Source organism: Streptomyces sp. NPDC093094 (genome assembly GCF_044754345.1).
GTDB lineage: Bacteria > Actinomycetota > Actinomycetes > Streptomycetales > Streptomycetaceae > Streptomyces.
The window spans coordinates 1-15,760 of the sequence record NZ_JBIVOX010000003.1; the positions used below are offsets into that span (position 1 = coordinate 1).

Here is a 15,760-nt window from a genome sequence, read left to right on the forward strand (position 1 = left end):
ACGCCCGGTTACATTCCGAACCCGGAAGCTAAGCCTTACAGCGCCGATGGTACTGCAGGGGGGACCCTGTGGGAGAGTAGGACGCCGCCGAACAATTCTTATGCAGCTCTGGCCCTCAGGTGATTCACCTGAGGGCCAGAGCTTTTTTGCGTTGAGGTAGGGTCAGGGGGCATCGTTGGCACGTTTACCGCAGGAGGCCCCCGGGTGGAGGTCCAGGAGACCCGAGTCCAGACGGACAGGGTGCTCACCATCCCGAACATCCTCAGCATGGCGCGTCTGCTCGGCGTACCCCTCTTCCTGTGGCTGATTCTCAGGCCCGAGTTCGGCGGGCCGCAGAGCGACGGCTGGGCGCTTCTCGTACTGGCCCTGAGCGGGGTCACCGACTATCTGGACGGCAAGCTCGCCCGCCGGTGGAACCAGATCAGCAGTCTTGGCCGGCTCCTGGACCCCGCTGCCGACCGGCTCTACATTCTCTCGACCCTGGTCGGACTCACCTGGCGCGAGATTCTGCCGCTCTGGCTGACCGCGGTACTGCTGGCGCGAGAACTGGTCCTCCTGGTGATGGTGGGTATCCTCCGGCGCCACGGGTACCCGCCGCCGCAGGTGAACTTCCTCGGGAAGGCAGCTACATTCAACTTGATGTACGCCTTCCCCCTCCTCCTGCTCAGTGACGGGAGCGGTTGGATCTCGTCACTCGCCGCTGTTTTCGGATGGGCGTTCGCAGGATGGGGTACAACCCTCTACTGGTGGGCAGGAGTGCTCTATGTAGTGCAGGTCCGCCGTCTCGTTCGTGCGGACTCCATGGCCGATTGAGTTCGCGGATTGCCGCGGACGTGACCGAGCGATCGCCCGCAACGAAATGTGCGGGACGATTCGGGCGGGTGAAGTCGGCTAGACCGTCGTCTCTTCGAGGAGGACGCTTCCGACATGAAGGCCGTCGTGATGGCCGGTGGCGAGGGCACACGCCTTCGCCCCATGACCTCAAGCATGCCCAAGCCGCTCCTGCCAGTGGCCAATCGGCCGATCATGGAGCATGTCCTGCGGCTGCTCAAAAGGCATGGGCTCACCGAGACCGTCGTCACTGTCCAGTTCCTGGCGTCGCTGGTGAAGAACTACTTCGGTGACGGTGAAGAGCTCGGGATGGAGCTCACCTATGCCAACGAGGAGAAGCCACTCGGTACCGCCGGAAGCGTCAAGAACGCCGAAGAGGCGCTGAAGGACGACGCTTTCCTCGTCATCTCCGGTGACGCGCTCACCGACTTCGACCTCACCGAGTTGATCAACTTCCACAAGGAGAAGGGCGCGCTCGTCACGGTCTGCCTGACACGTGTGCCCAATCCGCTGGAATTCGGCATCACCATCGTCGACGAAGAAGGAAAGGTCGAGCGCTTCCTCGAGAAGCCGACCTGGGGGCAGGTTTTCTCCGACACGGTGAACACCGGCATCTATGTCATGGAGCCGGAGGTATTCAACTATGTCGAGGCCGATGTCCCGGTGGACTGGTCCGGTGACGTCTTCCCTCAGCTGATGAAGGAAGGCAAGCCGGTCTACGGCTTCGTGGCCGAGGGCTACTGGGAGGACGTCGGCACCCACGAGAGCTACGTCAAGGCGCAGGCCGACGTTCTGGAGCGCAAGGTCGACGTCGAGATCGACGGCTTCGAGATCTCGCCGGGAGTGTGGGTGGCGGAGGGCGCCGAGGTGCACCCCGACGCCGTGCTGCGCGGGCCGCTCTACATCGGTGACTACGCCAAGGTCGAGGCCGGCGCCGAGATCCGCGAGCACACCGTCGTGGGATCGAACGTGGTCGTCAAGAGCGGCGCCTTCCTGCACAAGGCCGTGGTGCACGACAACGTGTACGTCGGACAGCACAGCAATCTGCGCGGATGTGTCGTCGGCAAGAACACCGACATCATGCGGGCCGCCCGGATCGAGGACGGCGGGGTCATCGGTGACGAATGCCTGATCGGTGAAGAATCGATCGTGCAGGGCAATGTGCGGGTCTACCCGTTCAAGACGATCGAGGCCGGTGCCTTCGTCAACACGTCGGTGATCTGGGAGTCCAGGGGGCAGGCGCATCTCTTCGGCGCCCGTGGTGTCTCCGGGATCCTGAACGTGGAGATCACTCCTGAGCTGGCCGTGCGGCTCGCGGGCGCGTACGCGACGACTCTGAAGAAGGGCTCCACCGTCACCACGGCCCGTGACCACTCCCGTGGCGCACGCGCACTGAAGCGGGCTGTCATCTCCGCGCTGCAGGCCAGCGCCATCGACGTACGGGACCTGGAGAACGTACCGCTGCCCGTGGCACGGCAGCAGACGGCCAGGGGCAGCGCCGGCGGAATCATGATCCGGACGACGCCCGGGGTGCCGGACTCGGTGGACATCATCTTCCTCGACAGCCAGGGCGCCGACCTGTCGCAGGGCAGCCAGCGGAAGCTGGACCGGGTGTTCGCGCGGCAGGAGTACCGGAGGGCCTTCCCCGGAGAGATCGGGGACCTGCACTTCCCGGCGAGCGTCTTCGACTCGTACACAGGTTCGCTGCTGCGGAACGTCGACACCACCGGTATCGCCGAGTCGGGGCTGAAGGTCGTCGTCGACGCGTCGAACGGAAGCGCCGGTCTGGTGCTGCCCAGCCTGCTGGGCAAGCTCGGGGTGGACTCGCTGACGATCAATCCCGGTCTCGACGAGTCCAGGCCGACCGAGACGGCCGAGGCGCGACGGTCGGGGCTGGTGCGGCTCGGCGAGATCGTGGCGTCCGCGCGGGCCGCGTTCGGCGTGCGGTTCGACCCGGTCGGTGAGCGGCTGTCGCTCGTCGACGAGAAGGGGCGCATCGTCGAGGACGACCGGGCGCTACTGGTGATGCTCGACCTGGTGGCCGCCGAGCGGCGCAGCGGGCGGGTGGCCCTGCCGGTGACGACGACACGGATCGCCGAGCAGGTGGCGGCGTACCACGGGACGCAGGTGGAGTGGACGACGACGTCGCCGGACGACCTCACGCGGGTCGGGCGGGACGAGACGACCATCTTCGGAGGCGACGGCAAGGGCGGCTTCATCGTCCCCGAGTTCAGCAGCGTGTTCGACGGTACGGCGGCGTTCGTGCGGCTGATCGGGCTGGTGGCGCGGACCCAGCTCACGCTGAGCCAGATCGACGCGCGCATTCCGCGCGCGCACGTCCTCAAGCGCGATCTGGCGACCCCGTGGGCGGTCAAGGGCCTGGTGATGCGGAGGGTCGTCGAGGCGGCCGGAGACCGCTCCGTGGACACCACGGACGGCGTGCGGGTGGTGGAGACGGACGGACGCTGGGTGATGGTCCTTCCCGATCCCGCGGAGGCCGTCACCCATCTGTGGGCGGAGGGTCCCGACGACGCCTCCGCGCAGGCTCTGCTCGACGAGTGGTCGGCTGTCGTGGACAGCGCCGGGCGGTAGAAAGGGCAGCACACGCGCGTGCCGGACAAGTGCCCCCAAGGGGGCCTGTCCGGCACGTCGGTGGGGCCATTCGGAGGTACCGGCCGCGACGTGCGACGATGTGCGGCATGTCGCAGCAGCCCCCCGTTCGGAGCAGTCCCGGCGTTCCGCGCCCGGACGCGTCCATGTCGCTGCTCACCAATGTCATGGACCACAGCCTCGACGACGGCTACGCGGAGGCCGCGGCGCGCAGGGAGGCCGCGGGCGAGGGCGGACTGCCCAGGACGCTCAGGGCGAAGCTCGGCCTGGCGGCCGGCCTGGTGCTCGCGGCGCTCGTGGTCACGGTCGGAGCGGCGCAGGCCAGGGTCGCGGCTCCCGTGGTGGCCAAGGAGCGCGAGGAGCTGATCGACCGCATCGGGCGCGAGACGGACGCCGCGGACGAGCTGGAGGAGTCCGTGGAGTCGCTGCGGGACGACGTCGGGGCGCGGCAGCGGGCGGCGCTCAAGGACAGCGGCGGCAGCGGCCAGGCGGAGCTGGTGGGGCTGCTCTCGGGCGCCGTGGAGGTCCACGGTCCCGGGGTGAAGCTGGTCGTCGACGACGCCGAGGGCACTTCCGACGGCGGGGACGGTGACCCGCGCGGGTCGTCCGGGTTCTCCGACACGGGGCGGGTGCGCGACCGTGATCTCCAGCGTGTGGTGAACGGGCTGTGGGAGTCGGGTGCCGAGGCCGTGTCCATCAACGGGCAGCGGCTGACGGCGCTGTCCGCGATCAGGGCCGCGGGTGACGCGATACTGGTCGACAACAGACCGCTGGTGCCTCCGTACACGGTGCTGGCGGTGGGGGACGGCAAGAAGCTGAGCACCCGGTTCCAGGACAGCGCGGACGGGCTGTATCTGCATGTCCTCCAGGAGAACTACGGGATCCGGACCGCCCTCTCCGTCGAGGACGACCTGCGGCTGCCCGCTGCGCCGAGCCTGATCGTACGTACAGCACAGCCGAGAACCGAGACAGCACAGCCGCAAGCTGAGAAGGGCACATCGTGATCGCCGTACTGGGCCTCGTCGTGGGAGTCGTGGCCGGCCTGTTGGTCCGGCCTGAGGTTCCGGCGGTGGTCGAGCCTTACCTGCCCATCGCCGTCGTGGCGGCGCTGGACGCCGTGTTCGGTGGTCTGCGGGCCATGCTCGACGGGATCTTCGACGACAAGGTGTTCGTGGTGTCGTTCCTGTCGAACGTGGTCGTCGCCGCGTTGATCGTGTTCCTCGGGGACAAGCTGGGCGTGGGCGCCCAGCTGTCCACGGGTGTGGTGGTCGTGCTCGGCATCCGGATCTTCTCCAACGCCGCCGCGATCCGGCGGCACGTGTTCCGGGCGTGAGGCCGATGAGCAACCAGGACGAGGCGCCCGAGAACCGCCTGCGCAAGGAGCTTCCCGAGGAGGTGCCCGCGGCGGCCGCTCCGGCGGAGCCGCCGGCCGAGGAGCCGGCGGAGGCCGCGCTCACGGGCCGCCAGCGGCTGGGCAAGGGTTTGTGGCCGCCGCGTGTCACACGGGCCCAACTCATCGTCGCTGTGCTGTTGTTCGGTCTGGGCTTCGGTCTGGCCGTGCAGGTGGCGTCCAACAGCGACGACGACACCGCCCTGCGCGGCGCGCGTCAGGAAGATCTTGTTCGCATCCTCGATGAACTGGATGACCGTACTCAGCGTCTTGAGGACGAGAAGCAGGGTCTGGAGAAGCAGCGGGACGAGCTGGAGAACAGCTCCGACCAGGCGGAGGAGGCCCGGCGGCAGACGATCGAGAAGGAGAGGCAACTCGGCATCCTGGCGGGCACGGTGGCCGCGCAGGGGCCCGGGATCACGATGACGATCGACGACACCAAGGGGACGGTCGAGGCGGACATGCTGCTGGACGCGGTCCAGGAGCTGCGCGCCGCCGGCGCCGAGGCGATCCAGGTCAACGATGTGCGTGTGGTCGCGGGAACCTATCTGACGGATTCCGACGACGGCGTGAGCGTCGACGGGAACAAGATCAACGCACCTTATCGTTTCAAGGTCATCGGCAAGCCCCAGGATCTCGAACCGGCCCTCAACATCCCAGGAGGTGTGGTGCAGACGCTGGAGAAGGAGCAGGCCACGGTCACCGTGGAGCGCTCCGACAAGATCGTCGTGGACGCCTTGCGGACGGTGAAGCGGCCTGACTACGCTCGGTCGTCCTCGCAGTGAACCGGGGGTGCATGGGGGCCGTCCGTCGAGGGCATGAGGTTGCGGGGGGTCGGCGCACCGAATGGGTGGTGCGTGGTGGAAACTGTCTGGTGGCGACGGACGTTGTGAGGATGTCCGGGTCTGCCATGGAGTGCAGTCAGGGTTCGTCCTGCCCCACGGGCGGGTCTATTTCGGTCAAGGGGAATCGCCCGTGAAGTTGTTTGCGAAGTTGTTCGGCAAGAGCGCGCGAGAGGGCAGCGACAGCAGTGCCACTGCTCGTCATCGCGCACAGCCCGATGCGGAGAGCCGCCCGCTGTTCCGCGACCAGGTCGCTGGTCCGGGCGCGTCGTCGGTTGACCCTGCCCAGGCCGGAGGCATAGGTTTCGGGCAACCGTCGACCTCAAGTACGGGTGGAGGGTTCCCTCACGACCCGTACGCGTCCAACGCCCCGGCGGGGCAGCCGCGGCAGGAGGATCCGTCCATGTCGGCCCTGGTGTGTACGAGGTGCGGTCACCGCAACGCGGAGAACAGCCGCTTCTGCTCGAACTGCGGTGCTCCGCTGCGGCCGGGCGTCACCCCGGAGCGTCCGTCGGAGACGACGTCCACGATCTCCATCAGTGGTCTGGAGGCGTACGACGCCGAGGTGACCGGCCAGACGGCCGTTCCCGCGCTGTCGCCCGAGGCGCAGGCCGCCGTGGACGCGCTGCCGCTGGGTTCGGCGCTGCTGGTCGTGCGCCGGGGTCCGAACTCGGGCAGCCGCTTCCTGCTGGACGGCGACCTGACCACGGCCGGGCGGCACCCGCAGAGCGACATCTTCCTGGACGACGTCACGGTCTCGCGCCGCCATGTGGAGTTCCGGCGCGCGGGGGACGGCACGTTCACCGTCGCCGACGTGGGCAGCCTGAACGGCACGTACGTCAACCGTGAGCGGATCGACCAGGTCGCTCTGTCCAACGGTGACGAGGTGCAGATCGGAAAGTACCGGCTCGTTTTCTACGCGAGCCGGCAGGGCATCTGACCCGCCCCGGACCTGAGTCCGGGGGAACCCCCAGGGAAGGTCCATGCTTCAAACACCGAGCGGCGGTGCCGGGAGCGGCACCGCCGCCGCGGACAGTGGACTGATGAGTATCGGCACGGTGCTGAACGTGCTGCGCGAGGAGTTCCCCGAAGTCACCATCTCCAAGATCCGTTTCCTGGAGTCGGAAGGGCTCATCGACCCGCAGCGCACCCCTTCGGGGTACCGCAAGTTCAGCGCGGGCGATGTCGAGCGCCTCGGTCATGTGCTGCGGATGCAACGGGACCACTATCTGCCGCTGAAGGTGATCCGCGAGTACCTCGACGCCGTCGAGCGCGGTGAGGACGTGCGGCTTCCTGCGCTCGGCCGGCAGCGTGACGGCGAGGGCCTTCCGGAGGCGGTCGAGGCGCCCGCGGCGGCCCGGATCGGGCGGGCCGAGCTGATCGCCGCGGCCGGGATCGAGGAGTCCGAGCTGGCGGAGTGGGAGTCGTACGGGCTGATCACGCCGCTGCCGGACGGGGTGTACGACGCCGAGACGGTGACGGTGGCGTCCCTGGTGACGGAGCTGGGCCGGTTCGGGATCGAGCCGCGTCATCTGCGGATGATGAAGGCGGCGGCCGACCGGGAGGCCGGGCTGGTGGACCAGGTCGTGGCCCCGCTCAGACGGCACCGGAACCCGCAGACCCGCGCCCACGCCGAGGCCCGCGCCAAGGAGCTCGCGGGGCTCACCCTGAAGCTGCACGCGGCGCTGATCCGGACCGCGCTCGGGGTCCGTCTGCCGTGACCGGGGACGCCTCCGCGGCGGCCGGATCGGGCTCGCGCGTCCGGCCCGACTACCCAAACGTCCCGGGCACGGCCTAGGGTTGCTGTGTGAACGAGCTCGATGTCGTAGGTGTCCGGGTCGAAATGCCCTCCAACCAACCGATCGTGCTCCTGCGCGAAGTGGGAGGCGACCGCTACCTCCCCATCTGGATCGGGCCGGGGGAGGCGACGGCGATCGCCTTCGCCCAGCAGGGCATGGCCCCCGCACGGCCGCTGACCCATGACCTGTTCAAGGACGTGCTGGAGGCCGTCGGCCAGGAGCTCACCGAGGTGCGCATCACGGACCTGCGTGAGGGCGTGTTCTACGCGGAGCTGGTGTTCGCCAGCGGCGTCGAGGTGAGCGCCCGCCCGTCCGATGCCATAGCGCTGGCCCTGCGCACCGGCACGCCGATCTACGGCAGTGACGGGGTGCTCGACGACGCGGGCATCGCGATCCCGGACGAGCAGGAGGACGAGGTGGAGAAGTTCCGCGAGTTCCTCGACCAGATCTCGCCCGAGGACTTCGGCACCAGCAATCAGTGAGACGCGGCGGGCCGGCCGGGCGGAGAGGTTCCGCCGGGCCGGCCGTACGCTGTCGGATCGGCTCGGACCTCGGCACATGCCACCGGCGATCGAGTGCGTCCTGCGGCCCCTTCCGGGCGCATTCGGCTAGCCTTTCCCCGCGGTTGGGTACGGGAAACCACTCCTGGGGTGATTATCACTCGGCGTGCCGAGTGTGGCGATCGTTGACGCACCCTTGGTGACTGCCTACCGTCGAGAGGGCAGGTCAAGGACGGAGGTCGGCGTGAGAAGCAGCGGCGACGGTACGGCTGGGGGTGCTCCCGGACGCGGTCCGGGGGAGGGCGGTCCGTACCCGCTTCATGGCAGCGCGTCCGATCGTGCTCCCCAGCGGCCCGTGGCGGTGCCCAGCGGCGCGGGGGCGGCGCCGGTGGCGCCCGAGCAGATCGGTTACCGGGGGCCGACGGCCTGTGCGGCCGCAGGGATCACCTACCGGCAGCTGGACTACTGGGCGCGCACCGGACTGGTCGAGCCCAGCGTGCGGCCCGCGTACGGGTCCGGGACCCAGCGCCTGTACAGCTTCCGGGACGTCGTCGTCCTGAAGATCGTCAAGCGGTTCCTGGACACGGGTGTGTCCCTGCAGAACATCCGCACCACGGTCCAGCATCTGCGCGAGCGCGGTTTCCGCGACCTGGAGCGCATGACGCTGATGAGCGACGGCGCCACCGTCTACGAGTGCACGTCGCCCGACGAGGTGCACGCGCTGCTCCAGGGCGGTCAGGGTGTCTTCGGCATCGCCGTCGGTGTGGTGTGGCGGGACGTGGAGAACGCGCTGTCGCAGCTGCACGGTGAGCGCATCGACACCGGCGAGACGCTCGTCGGGCACAACCCGGCGGACGAACTGGCCAGGCGGCGCAACAAGGCCGTGTAGCGCCGTGCCCGGCGCCGCGCCGCGGCGGCGGGGCATTGTCAGTGGCATGGTGCAGCATCGGAGACGTGAGAACCGCGCCCACGATCATGCATCTCGACATGGACGCCTTCTTCGCCTCGGTGGAGCAGGCATCCAAGCCGAGCCTGCGCGGGAAGGCCGTCGTCGTGGGCGGGCTCGGGCCGCGCGGGGTGGTGGCGACCTGCTCCTACGAGGCCCGGGTGTTCGGGGTGCACTCCGCGATGCCGATGGGACAGGCGCGGCGGCTCGCGCCGAACGCCGCGTATCTGGTGCCGCGCTTCCAGCTGTACCGGACGATCAGCGAGCAGGTGATGGGGTTGCTGCGGGCCCTGTCGCCGCTGGTGGAGCCGCTGAGCCTGGACGAGGCGTTCGTGGACCTGGAGGCCGCCGGGGCGGCCTGGGACGCGGAGTCGGCCCGGCTGGCCGGGGCCGGGCTGCGGACGGCGATACAGGACGTCACCGGACTGACCGGGTCGGTGGGGCTGGCCGCCTCCAAGATGCTGGCGAAGATCGCCTCGGAGCAGGCCAAGCCCGACGGCCTCGTGCTGATCGAGCCGGGGACCGAGCGGGCGATGCTCGGGCCGATGTCCGTGCGGACCCTGCCGGGGGTGGGACCGGCCACGGGGGACCATCTGAGACGGGCGGGCGTCCACACCGTCGGGGAACTGGCCGAGGCGGGGGAGGACGAACTGGTCCGGCTGCTCGGGAAGGCGCACGGGCACGCCCTGTACGCCATGGCGCTGGCCCGGGACGAGCGGCCGGTGGTGGCGGAGCGGGAGACGAAGTCGGTGTCCGTCGAGGACACGTACGACGTGGACATCCACGACCGGGTGCGGGTCGGCCTGGAGGTGCAGCGGCTGGCCGACCGGTGCGTGGGGCGGCTGCGGGGGGCCGGGCTGTCCGGGCGGACGATCGTGCTGAAGGTGCGCCGCTACGACTTCTCGACGCTGACCCGGTCCGAGACGCTGCGCGGGCCCACGGACGATCCGGCGGTCGTGCGGGAGGCCGCGCTGCGGCTGCTGGAGGCCGTGGACACCACGGGCGGGGTGCGGCTCCTCGGTGTCGGGGTGAGCGGACTGGCCGACTTCACGCAGGAGGACCTGTTCGCGCAGGCCGCGGGCGAGCAGGAGCAGCCCGCGCAGGAGGAGCGTGTCGAGGAAGGGGTGCGGGAGCCGGCCGAGCCGGAGGAGCGGAGATGGTCACCCGGGCACGATGTCCGGCACGACGAGTACGGGCACGGCTGGGTGCAGGGCAGCGGCCTCGGCAGGGTGACGGTCAGGTTCGAGACGCCCGGGTCGGAGCCGGGCCGGGTGCGGACGTTCCGGGTCCAGGACCCTCACCTCCGCCCGGCGGAGCCGCTGCCCTTGGTGGCGGGGGCGGAAGGGGCCGGGGAGGGTGTCGCCGGGGCTGCCGGGGCTGCCGGGGCTGCCGGGGCTGCCGGGGCTGCCGGGGCTGCCGGGACGCCGGACCGGGTTTCGTGAGGGAGCCGTCGGGCCCCGCTGCGGCCCGGCCTCGGGGCGCGCCGCAGCGGGGCCGGGCGCGCTGCGGGTCCGCGCGAGCCGCGGCGCCCCGTGCGGAGCGCGGCACGCTCCACCGGGGCCTCGCCCTGCCGAGGCCCCGTACCGCCGGGGGCGCGTGTTACCGGGGTCCGCCCTTCTGAGGCTCGTCCTGGCCGGCCACCTGCCCGAAGTCGCGGTCGGGGAACGACGGCGGTGGGGCCACGTCCAGGCCGTAGTGGTGGTACAGCTGGAGTTCCTGTTCGGGGGAGAGATGGCGGCCCACGCCGAAGTCGGGGGCGTCCTTGATGAGGGTCCGGTCGAAGGGGACGTGGAGCGTGCCCTCGATCAGCTCGCTGGGCTCCAGGGGGACGAAGGCGTCTCTGGAGAACAGGCCGGTGCGTATGGCCGCCCATTCCGGCACGCCGGTCGCGTCGTCGAGGTACACCTCGTCGATCGTGCCGATCTTGGTGCCGTTGCGGTCGAACGCCTTGCGGCCGATCAGGTTGCGCGGATCGATGTCGGTCTGCACGAGCCCCTCCACTTGGTCGCAACTCATCCGTAAGCACTACGAAAGAGCACAATGGTGAGCATGGCCACTCGAAGGCCCGTCCGAGAACCTCGCTGGTAGGCTTGCAGGCGGCTGCTGACCCCGTGCGGGAGAGTCCTCCGGACATCACCGGAGGCGCCGAAGGAGCAAATCCTCCCCGGAATCTCTCAGGCCCCTGTACCGCACGGACGAGGTCACTCTGGAAAGCAGAGCGGGTGTCGACGGTGTCCGCTCTCACCGACGGTGAAAGCCGGATGTGCCTTCGGGCTGTCCGGTGAAACTCTCAGGTTGAGATGACAGAGGGGGAGGCCGTCGGGGCACCCGCGCCGTGGTGCCCCTCGAAGGTCGCGTCAGACCAGGAGGCCTCCGCAATGACCGCCCAGCGCATTCCGCTCTCCGAGCTCGAACAGGGCATCCCCTTCGAGCAGCGTCACATCGGGCCCGACCAGGAGGCGCGGGCCAAGATGCTCGCGCAGGTCGGCTACGGCTCGCTCGACGAGCTCACCGCCGCCGCGGTGCCGGACGTCATCAAGAACGCCGACGCCCTGGACCTGCCGGGTGCGCGCACCGAGGCCGAGGTCCTCGCCGAGCTGCGCTCGCTGGCCGACCGCAACCAGGTCCTCGGCTCCATGATCGGGCTCGGTTACCACGGCACCTTCACGCCGCCCGTCATCCTGCGCAACGTGATGGAGAACCCGGCCTGGTACACGGCGTACACGCCCTACCAGCCCGAGATCTCCCAGGGACGTCTGGAAGCCCTGCTGAACTTCCAGACCGTCGTCGCCGAGCTCACCGGGCTGCCGACCTCCGGCGCGTCGCTGCTCGACGAGGGCACCGCCGCCGCGGAGGCCATGGCGCTGTCGCGGCGTATGGGCAAGAACAAGAAGGGCCTGTTCCTCGTCGACGCGGACGCGCTGCCGCAGACCGTCGCCGTGATCGAGACCCGTGCCGAGCCGACCGGTGTCGAGGTCGTCGTCGCCGACCTCAGCGAGGGCATCCCGGCCGACATCGCCGCGCGTGAGATCAACGGCGTACTGATCCAGTACCCGGGCGCCTCCGGTGCCGTACGGGACATCAAGGCGCTCGTCGACCAGGCCCACGAGCTCGGCGCGCTCGTGACCGTCGCCGCCGACCTGCTCGCTCTGACGCTGCTGAGGTCGCCGGGCGAGCTGGGCGCGGACATCGCGGTCGGCACGACGCAGCGCTTCGGTGTGCCGATGGGCTTCGGCGGTCCCCACGCCGGCTACATGGCCGTCCAGGACAAGTTCGCGCGCAGCCTGCCGGGCCGCCTCGTGGGCGTGTCCGTCGACGCCGACGGCCACAAGGCGTACCGCCTGGCGCTCCAGACGCGTGAGCAGCACATCCGCCGGGAGAAGGCCACCAGCAACATCTGCACCGCCCAGGTGCTGCTCGCCGTGATGGCCGGTATGTACGCCGTCTACCACGGGCCCGACGGGCTGCGGACCATCGCCCGGCGCACCCACCGCTACGCCGCCGTCCTGGCTGCGGGTCTGGCCGCCGACGGTGTCGAGCTGGTCCACGGCTCCTTCTTCGACACGGTGACCGCGCGTGTCGAGGGCCGGGCCGCCGAGGTCGTGGCCGCCGCACGCGCGAACGGTGTCAACCTGCACCTCGTCGACGCCGACCACGTGTCCGCCGCCTGCGACGAGACCACCACCCGGGAGCAGCTGAAGGCCGTCTGGTCCGCGTTCGGCGTGGACGGCGACGTCGAGGCGCTCGACGCGACGGCCGGGGACACGCTGCCGGACGCGCTGCTGCGCACCGACGACTACCTCACCCACCCCGTCTTCCACCAGCACCGCTCCGAGACGGCGATGCTGCGTTACCTGCGCCGGCTGTCGGACCGCGACTACGCGCTCGACCGCGGCATGATCCCGCTGGGCTCCTGCACCATGAAGCTCAACGCGACCACCGAGATGGAGCCGGTTACCTGGCCCGAGTTCGGCCAGCTGCACCCGTTCGCGCCCGAGGAGCAGGTGGAGGGCTACCTCACGCTCATCCGTGAGCTGGAGGACCGTCTCGCCGAGGTCACCGGCTACGACAAGGTCAGCCTTCAGCCCAACGCCGGTTCGCAGGGCGAGCTGGCCGGTCTGCTCGCCGTGCGCGGGTACCACCGCGCCAACGGCGACGAGCAGCGCACGGTGTGCCTGATCCCGTCCTCCGCGCACGGCACCAACGCCGCCAGCGCGGTGATGGCGGGCATGAAGGTCGTCGTCGTGAAGACCGCCGAGGACGGCGAGATCGACGTCGAGGACCTGCGGGCGAAGATCGAGCAGCACCGTGACGAGCTGTCGGTGCTGATGATCACCTACCCGTCGACGCACGGTGTGTTCGAGGAGCACGTCGCCGACATCTGCGCCCAGGTGCACGACGCCGGCGGCCAGGTGTACGTCGACGGCGCCAACCTCAACGCGCTCGTGGGCCTGGCCAAGCCGGGTCACTTCGGCGGCGACGTCTCGCACCTGAACCTGCACAAGACGTTCTGCATCCCGCACGGCGGCGGTGGCCCCGGTGTCGGCCCGGTCGCGGTCCGTGAGCACCTCGCGCCGTACCTGCCGAACCACCCGCTCCAGCCGTCCGCCGGCCCGGAGACGGGTGTCGGCCCGATCTCCGCCGCGCCGTGGGGCTCCGCGGGCATCCTGCCGATCTCGTGGGCGTACGTCCGGCTGATGGGCGGCGAGGGCCTCAAGCGGGCCACCCAGGTGGCCGTGCTCTCCGCCAACTACATCGCCAAGCGCCTCGAACCGCACTACCCGGTCCTCTACAACGGTCCGGGCGGTCTGGTGGCGCACGAGTGCATCATCGACCTGCGTCCGCTGACCAAGGCGACCGGTGTGACCGTGGACGACGTCGCCAAGCGGCTCATCGACTACGGCTTCCACGCGCCGACGATGTCCTTCCCGGTGGCCGGCACGCTGATGATCGAGCCGACCGAGTCCGAGGACCTGGGCGAGCTGGACCGTTTCTGCGAGGCGATGATCGCCATCCGCGCGGAGATCGAGAAGGTCGGTGCGGGCGAGTGGCCGGCCGAGGACAACCCGCTGCGGGGCGCTCCGCACACCGCCGCAGCGCTCGGCGGGGAGTGGAACCACGCGTACTCGCGCGAGGAGGCCGTCTTCCCGGCCGGCGTGTCCCCCGCCGGCAAGTACTGGCCGCCGGTGCGCCGGATCGACCAGGCATTCGGCGACCGCAACCTGGTGTGCTCCTGCCCGCCGCTGGACGCGTACGAGGACTGAGAGCCGTCCTGACGGTCTGACGGTCCCGGTTCGTGACGAGGCCCCCACCCCGCCCGGGGTGGGGGCCTCGGCCCGTCGGGAGGGCGGGCGCCCTGCGTGTCTGTGGGGCGAGTGCCCTGCGTGTCCGGAGGGGATACGCGCGGTGACCGGGGGCGGACATGCTTCGGGGCCGGTTCGCGGCGGGTTCGCAGCGAGCCGGCCCCTTCGTGCGTCGGGCGTCGCGCGCCCGGTCCGTGCCGGGCGGTGCGGGCGTCCGGTGGTGTCAGGCGGCCGTCACGACCCTGCTGGCGTCCAGCGGGCGGTGCGGGGCGATGACCTGGCCGTCCGGCAGGAGCTCACCGGTGTCCTCGAAGGCGACGACGCCGTTGCACAGCAGGCTCCATCCCTGCTCGGGGTGGGCCGCCACGAGTCGGGCGGATTCCCGGTCGGCGGAGTCGGCTGAAGGACACGATGGCTGGTGCTGGCACATGGGTGGGATCTTTCGCTCTGTCGTGGTGGGTGTGATCGCTGTGGTGCCTGTCTCGCGGCGTGAAGCCTCGTTCATGGCCGCCCCCCGTTGTGATAAGTCGGTCGAACCAAGTGTTGCCCCACGGGCGTCGATCCGCAGGGATTTCACAGCACCGCTTCTCACAGGTTCAGGACGCGCTCACCCACGCGGACGGTTCACCTCAACTGGACTGTCCTTTCGGGTGGTTCGTGGTGGCCACAAATGCCTAGTCCGGACGGGTGGGCATGGCCGACGGGCTCGTAGGAGCGGCAAATCGCTCGTACGAGTGGGCAAGCCGCCGCCCGTGGACGACGGACGGCCCCGCGGCACGGACGGGTGCGGCGGGGCCGTTCGGTGCGGGTGGCTCAGGCGGGTGAGCCGAGGAGCGGCACGGCCGGGGTGACCCTGCGGGTGAGCACCGGGAGCAACTCGGCGACGGGGTGGGGGCGGTGGGAGGCGATCCCGGGCGGGGCCGGGGCCAGGGGGACGAGCAGGTCCGCGGGCTTGAAGCCGCCCGCCGATCCGTCGGCGGCGCAGTCGGCGTGCAGCCACAGGGTCAGCATGTACAGGCCGGGCACGGACAGCAGGCGCGGCTGGTACGCCTGCGGCAGTGTCTCGGCATGGCGCAGGGCGCGTTCGGTCGAGGCGATGTACGGGCCTTCGAAGAAGTGTGCGAACGCCCAGCCGTCGGGCGTGAGCCGGGTCTCGGCGGCGGCCAGCGCGCGGTCGCCGCTGACGATCGTGAAGCGCCAGCCGGCGAGCCGGGTGGCGGGCGTGCCCTCGGCGGCGATCCCGTCCAGGACATGCACGGGCAGGGGCATTTCGGGTGCCACGGGTCCCTGGGCGGTGCGCAGGGACGGGGTCGGAGCCTCGCGGACCGCGGTGGGGGAACCGAGTGCCGTGAGAACCGTGCGCAGGGCGGGCGCGGGAGCCGGGGGGACATGCAGCGGCATGGTGGGTCGCCTCTCATTCGACGACAGGCAGGGTGGCGCGATGGCGGGGGCGGACGGCGCTGTCTGCTCACGAGGTCAGAGAGGCGGAGGCCGGGGTCCGTGACGAAAGGGTGGGCGGTTTCGCCTGATGTCGGCTCG

At 70.2% G+C, this 15,760-nt stretch carries 14 protein-coding genes, 1 rRNA gene and 1 riboswitch; of the genes, 12 read left to right on the forward strand and 3 right to left on the reverse strand.

From position 1 onward, the window contains the following. The 11 genes from rrf to ACIQGV_RS06025 form a co-directional block, all read left to right on the forward strand. Positions 1-93: ribosomal RNA gene (gene rrf / locus ACIQGV_RS05975) — 5S ribosomal RNA — on the forward strand; the annotation flags it as partial. A 111-nt stretch (positions 94-204) separates the two neighbouring features. Then, a complete protein-coding gene (locus ACIQGV_RS05980; protein ID WP_402491079.1) occupies positions 205-813 on the forward strand; it encodes a CDP-alcohol phosphatidyltransferase family protein in 609 nt (202 codons plus the stop codon). A gap of 114 nt (positions 814-927) precedes the next feature. Next, positions 928-3,423: a sugar phosphate nucleotidyltransferase gene (locus ACIQGV_RS05985; protein WP_402491082.1), complete on the forward strand. Its 2,496-nt coding sequence runs from the start codon at positions 928-930 to the stop codon at positions 3,421-3,423. Positions 3,424-3,521: 98 nt separating this feature from the next. Continuing rightward, on the forward strand, positions 3,522-4,445 hold the full coding sequence (locus ACIQGV_RS05990) for a DUF881 domain-containing protein (protein ID WP_402491085.1): 924 nt from the start codon (positions 3,522-3,524) through the stop codon (positions 4,443-4,445). Next, the gene (locus ACIQGV_RS05995; RefSeq protein WP_003988855.1) at positions 4,442-4,774 is read left to right on the forward strand and encodes a small basic family protein; all 333 of its coding nucleotides are present in this window, start codon (positions 4,442-4,444) and stop codon (positions 4,772-4,774) included. The genes ACIQGV_RS05990 and ACIQGV_RS05995 overlap by 4 nt, the downstream gene beginning before the upstream one ends. A 5-nt stretch (positions 4,775-4,779) precedes the next feature. Next, positions 4,780-5,616, forward strand: a complete 837-nt coding sequence (locus tag ACIQGV_RS06000) for a DUF881 domain-containing protein (protein ID WP_402491088.1) — start codon at positions 4,780-4,782, stop codon at positions 5,614-5,616. A gap of 61 nt (positions 5,617-5,677) precedes the next feature. Next, positions 5,678-6,613: an FHA domain-containing protein gene (locus ACIQGV_RS06005; RefSeq protein ID WP_402491090.1), complete on the forward strand. Its 936-nt coding sequence runs from the start codon at positions 5,678-5,680 to the stop codon at positions 6,611-6,613. Between the two features lie 43 nt (positions 6,614-6,656). Next, complete coding sequence (locus tag ACIQGV_RS06010; RefSeq protein ID WP_402491093.1) at positions 6,657-7,394, forward strand: MerR family transcriptional regulator; 738 nt, start codon at positions 6,657-6,659, stop codon at positions 7,392-7,394. An 86-nt stretch (positions 7,395-7,480) separates the two neighbouring features. Further along, positions 7,481-7,954 (forward strand): bifunctional nuclease family protein, encoded by a 474-nt coding sequence (locus ACIQGV_RS06015; protein WP_067026588.1) that lies wholly within the window; start codon positions 7,481-7,483, stop codon positions 7,952-7,954. Between the two features lie 262 nt (positions 7,955-8,216). Continuing rightward, a complete protein-coding gene (locus ACIQGV_RS06020; RefSeq protein WP_402491097.1) occupies positions 8,217-8,861 on the forward strand; it encodes a MerR family transcriptional regulator in 645 nt (214 codons plus the stop codon). A 65-nt stretch (positions 8,862-8,926) separates the two neighbouring features. Further along, the gene (locus tag ACIQGV_RS06025; protein WP_402491100.1) at positions 8,927-10,360 is read left to right on the forward strand and encodes a DNA polymerase IV; all 1,434 of its coding nucleotides are present in this window, start codon (positions 8,927-8,929) and stop codon (positions 10,358-10,360) included. Between the two features lie 157 nt (positions 10,361-10,517). Here ACIQGV_RS06025 and ACIQGV_RS06030 read toward each other — a convergent pair whose 3' ends face one another. Then, positions 10,518-10,907, reverse strand: a complete 390-nt coding sequence (locus ACIQGV_RS06030) for a PRC-barrel domain-containing protein (protein ID WP_402492386.1) — start codon at positions 10,905-10,907, stop codon at positions 10,518-10,520. Between the two features lie 115 nt (positions 10,908-11,022). Beyond that, positions 11,023-11,118, forward strand: a riboswitch (glycine riboswitch). Between the two features lie 178 nt (positions 11,119-11,296). Between ACIQGV_RS06030 and gcvP the strand changes: the two genes are divergently transcribed. Continuing rightward, positions 11,297-14,182 carry an aminomethyl-transferring glycine dehydrogenase gene (gene gcvP, locus ACIQGV_RS06035; RefSeq protein ID WP_402491103.1) on the forward strand — a complete coding sequence of 962 codons (2,886 nt, stop codon included), beginning with the start codon at positions 11,297-11,299 and terminating at the stop codon, positions 14,180-14,182. 262 nt (positions 14,183-14,444) lie between these two features. Here the strand turns inward: gcvP and ACIQGV_RS06040 are convergent, their stop codons facing one another. Together ACIQGV_RS06040 and ACIQGV_RS06045 are read right to left on the reverse strand one after the other, a co-directional pair. Next, complete coding sequence (locus ACIQGV_RS06040; protein ID WP_402491105.1) at positions 14,445-14,651, reverse strand: DUF5999 family protein; 207 nt, start codon at positions 14,649-14,651, stop codon at positions 14,445-14,447. A gap of 383 nt (positions 14,652-15,034) precedes the next feature. Continuing rightward, positions 15,035-15,622 carry a hypothetical protein gene (locus tag ACIQGV_RS06045; protein WP_402491108.1) on the reverse strand — a complete coding sequence of 196 codons (588 nt, stop codon included), beginning with the start codon at positions 15,620-15,622 and terminating at the stop codon, positions 15,035-15,037. Between the last annotated feature and the right edge of the window lie 138 nt (positions 15,623-15,760).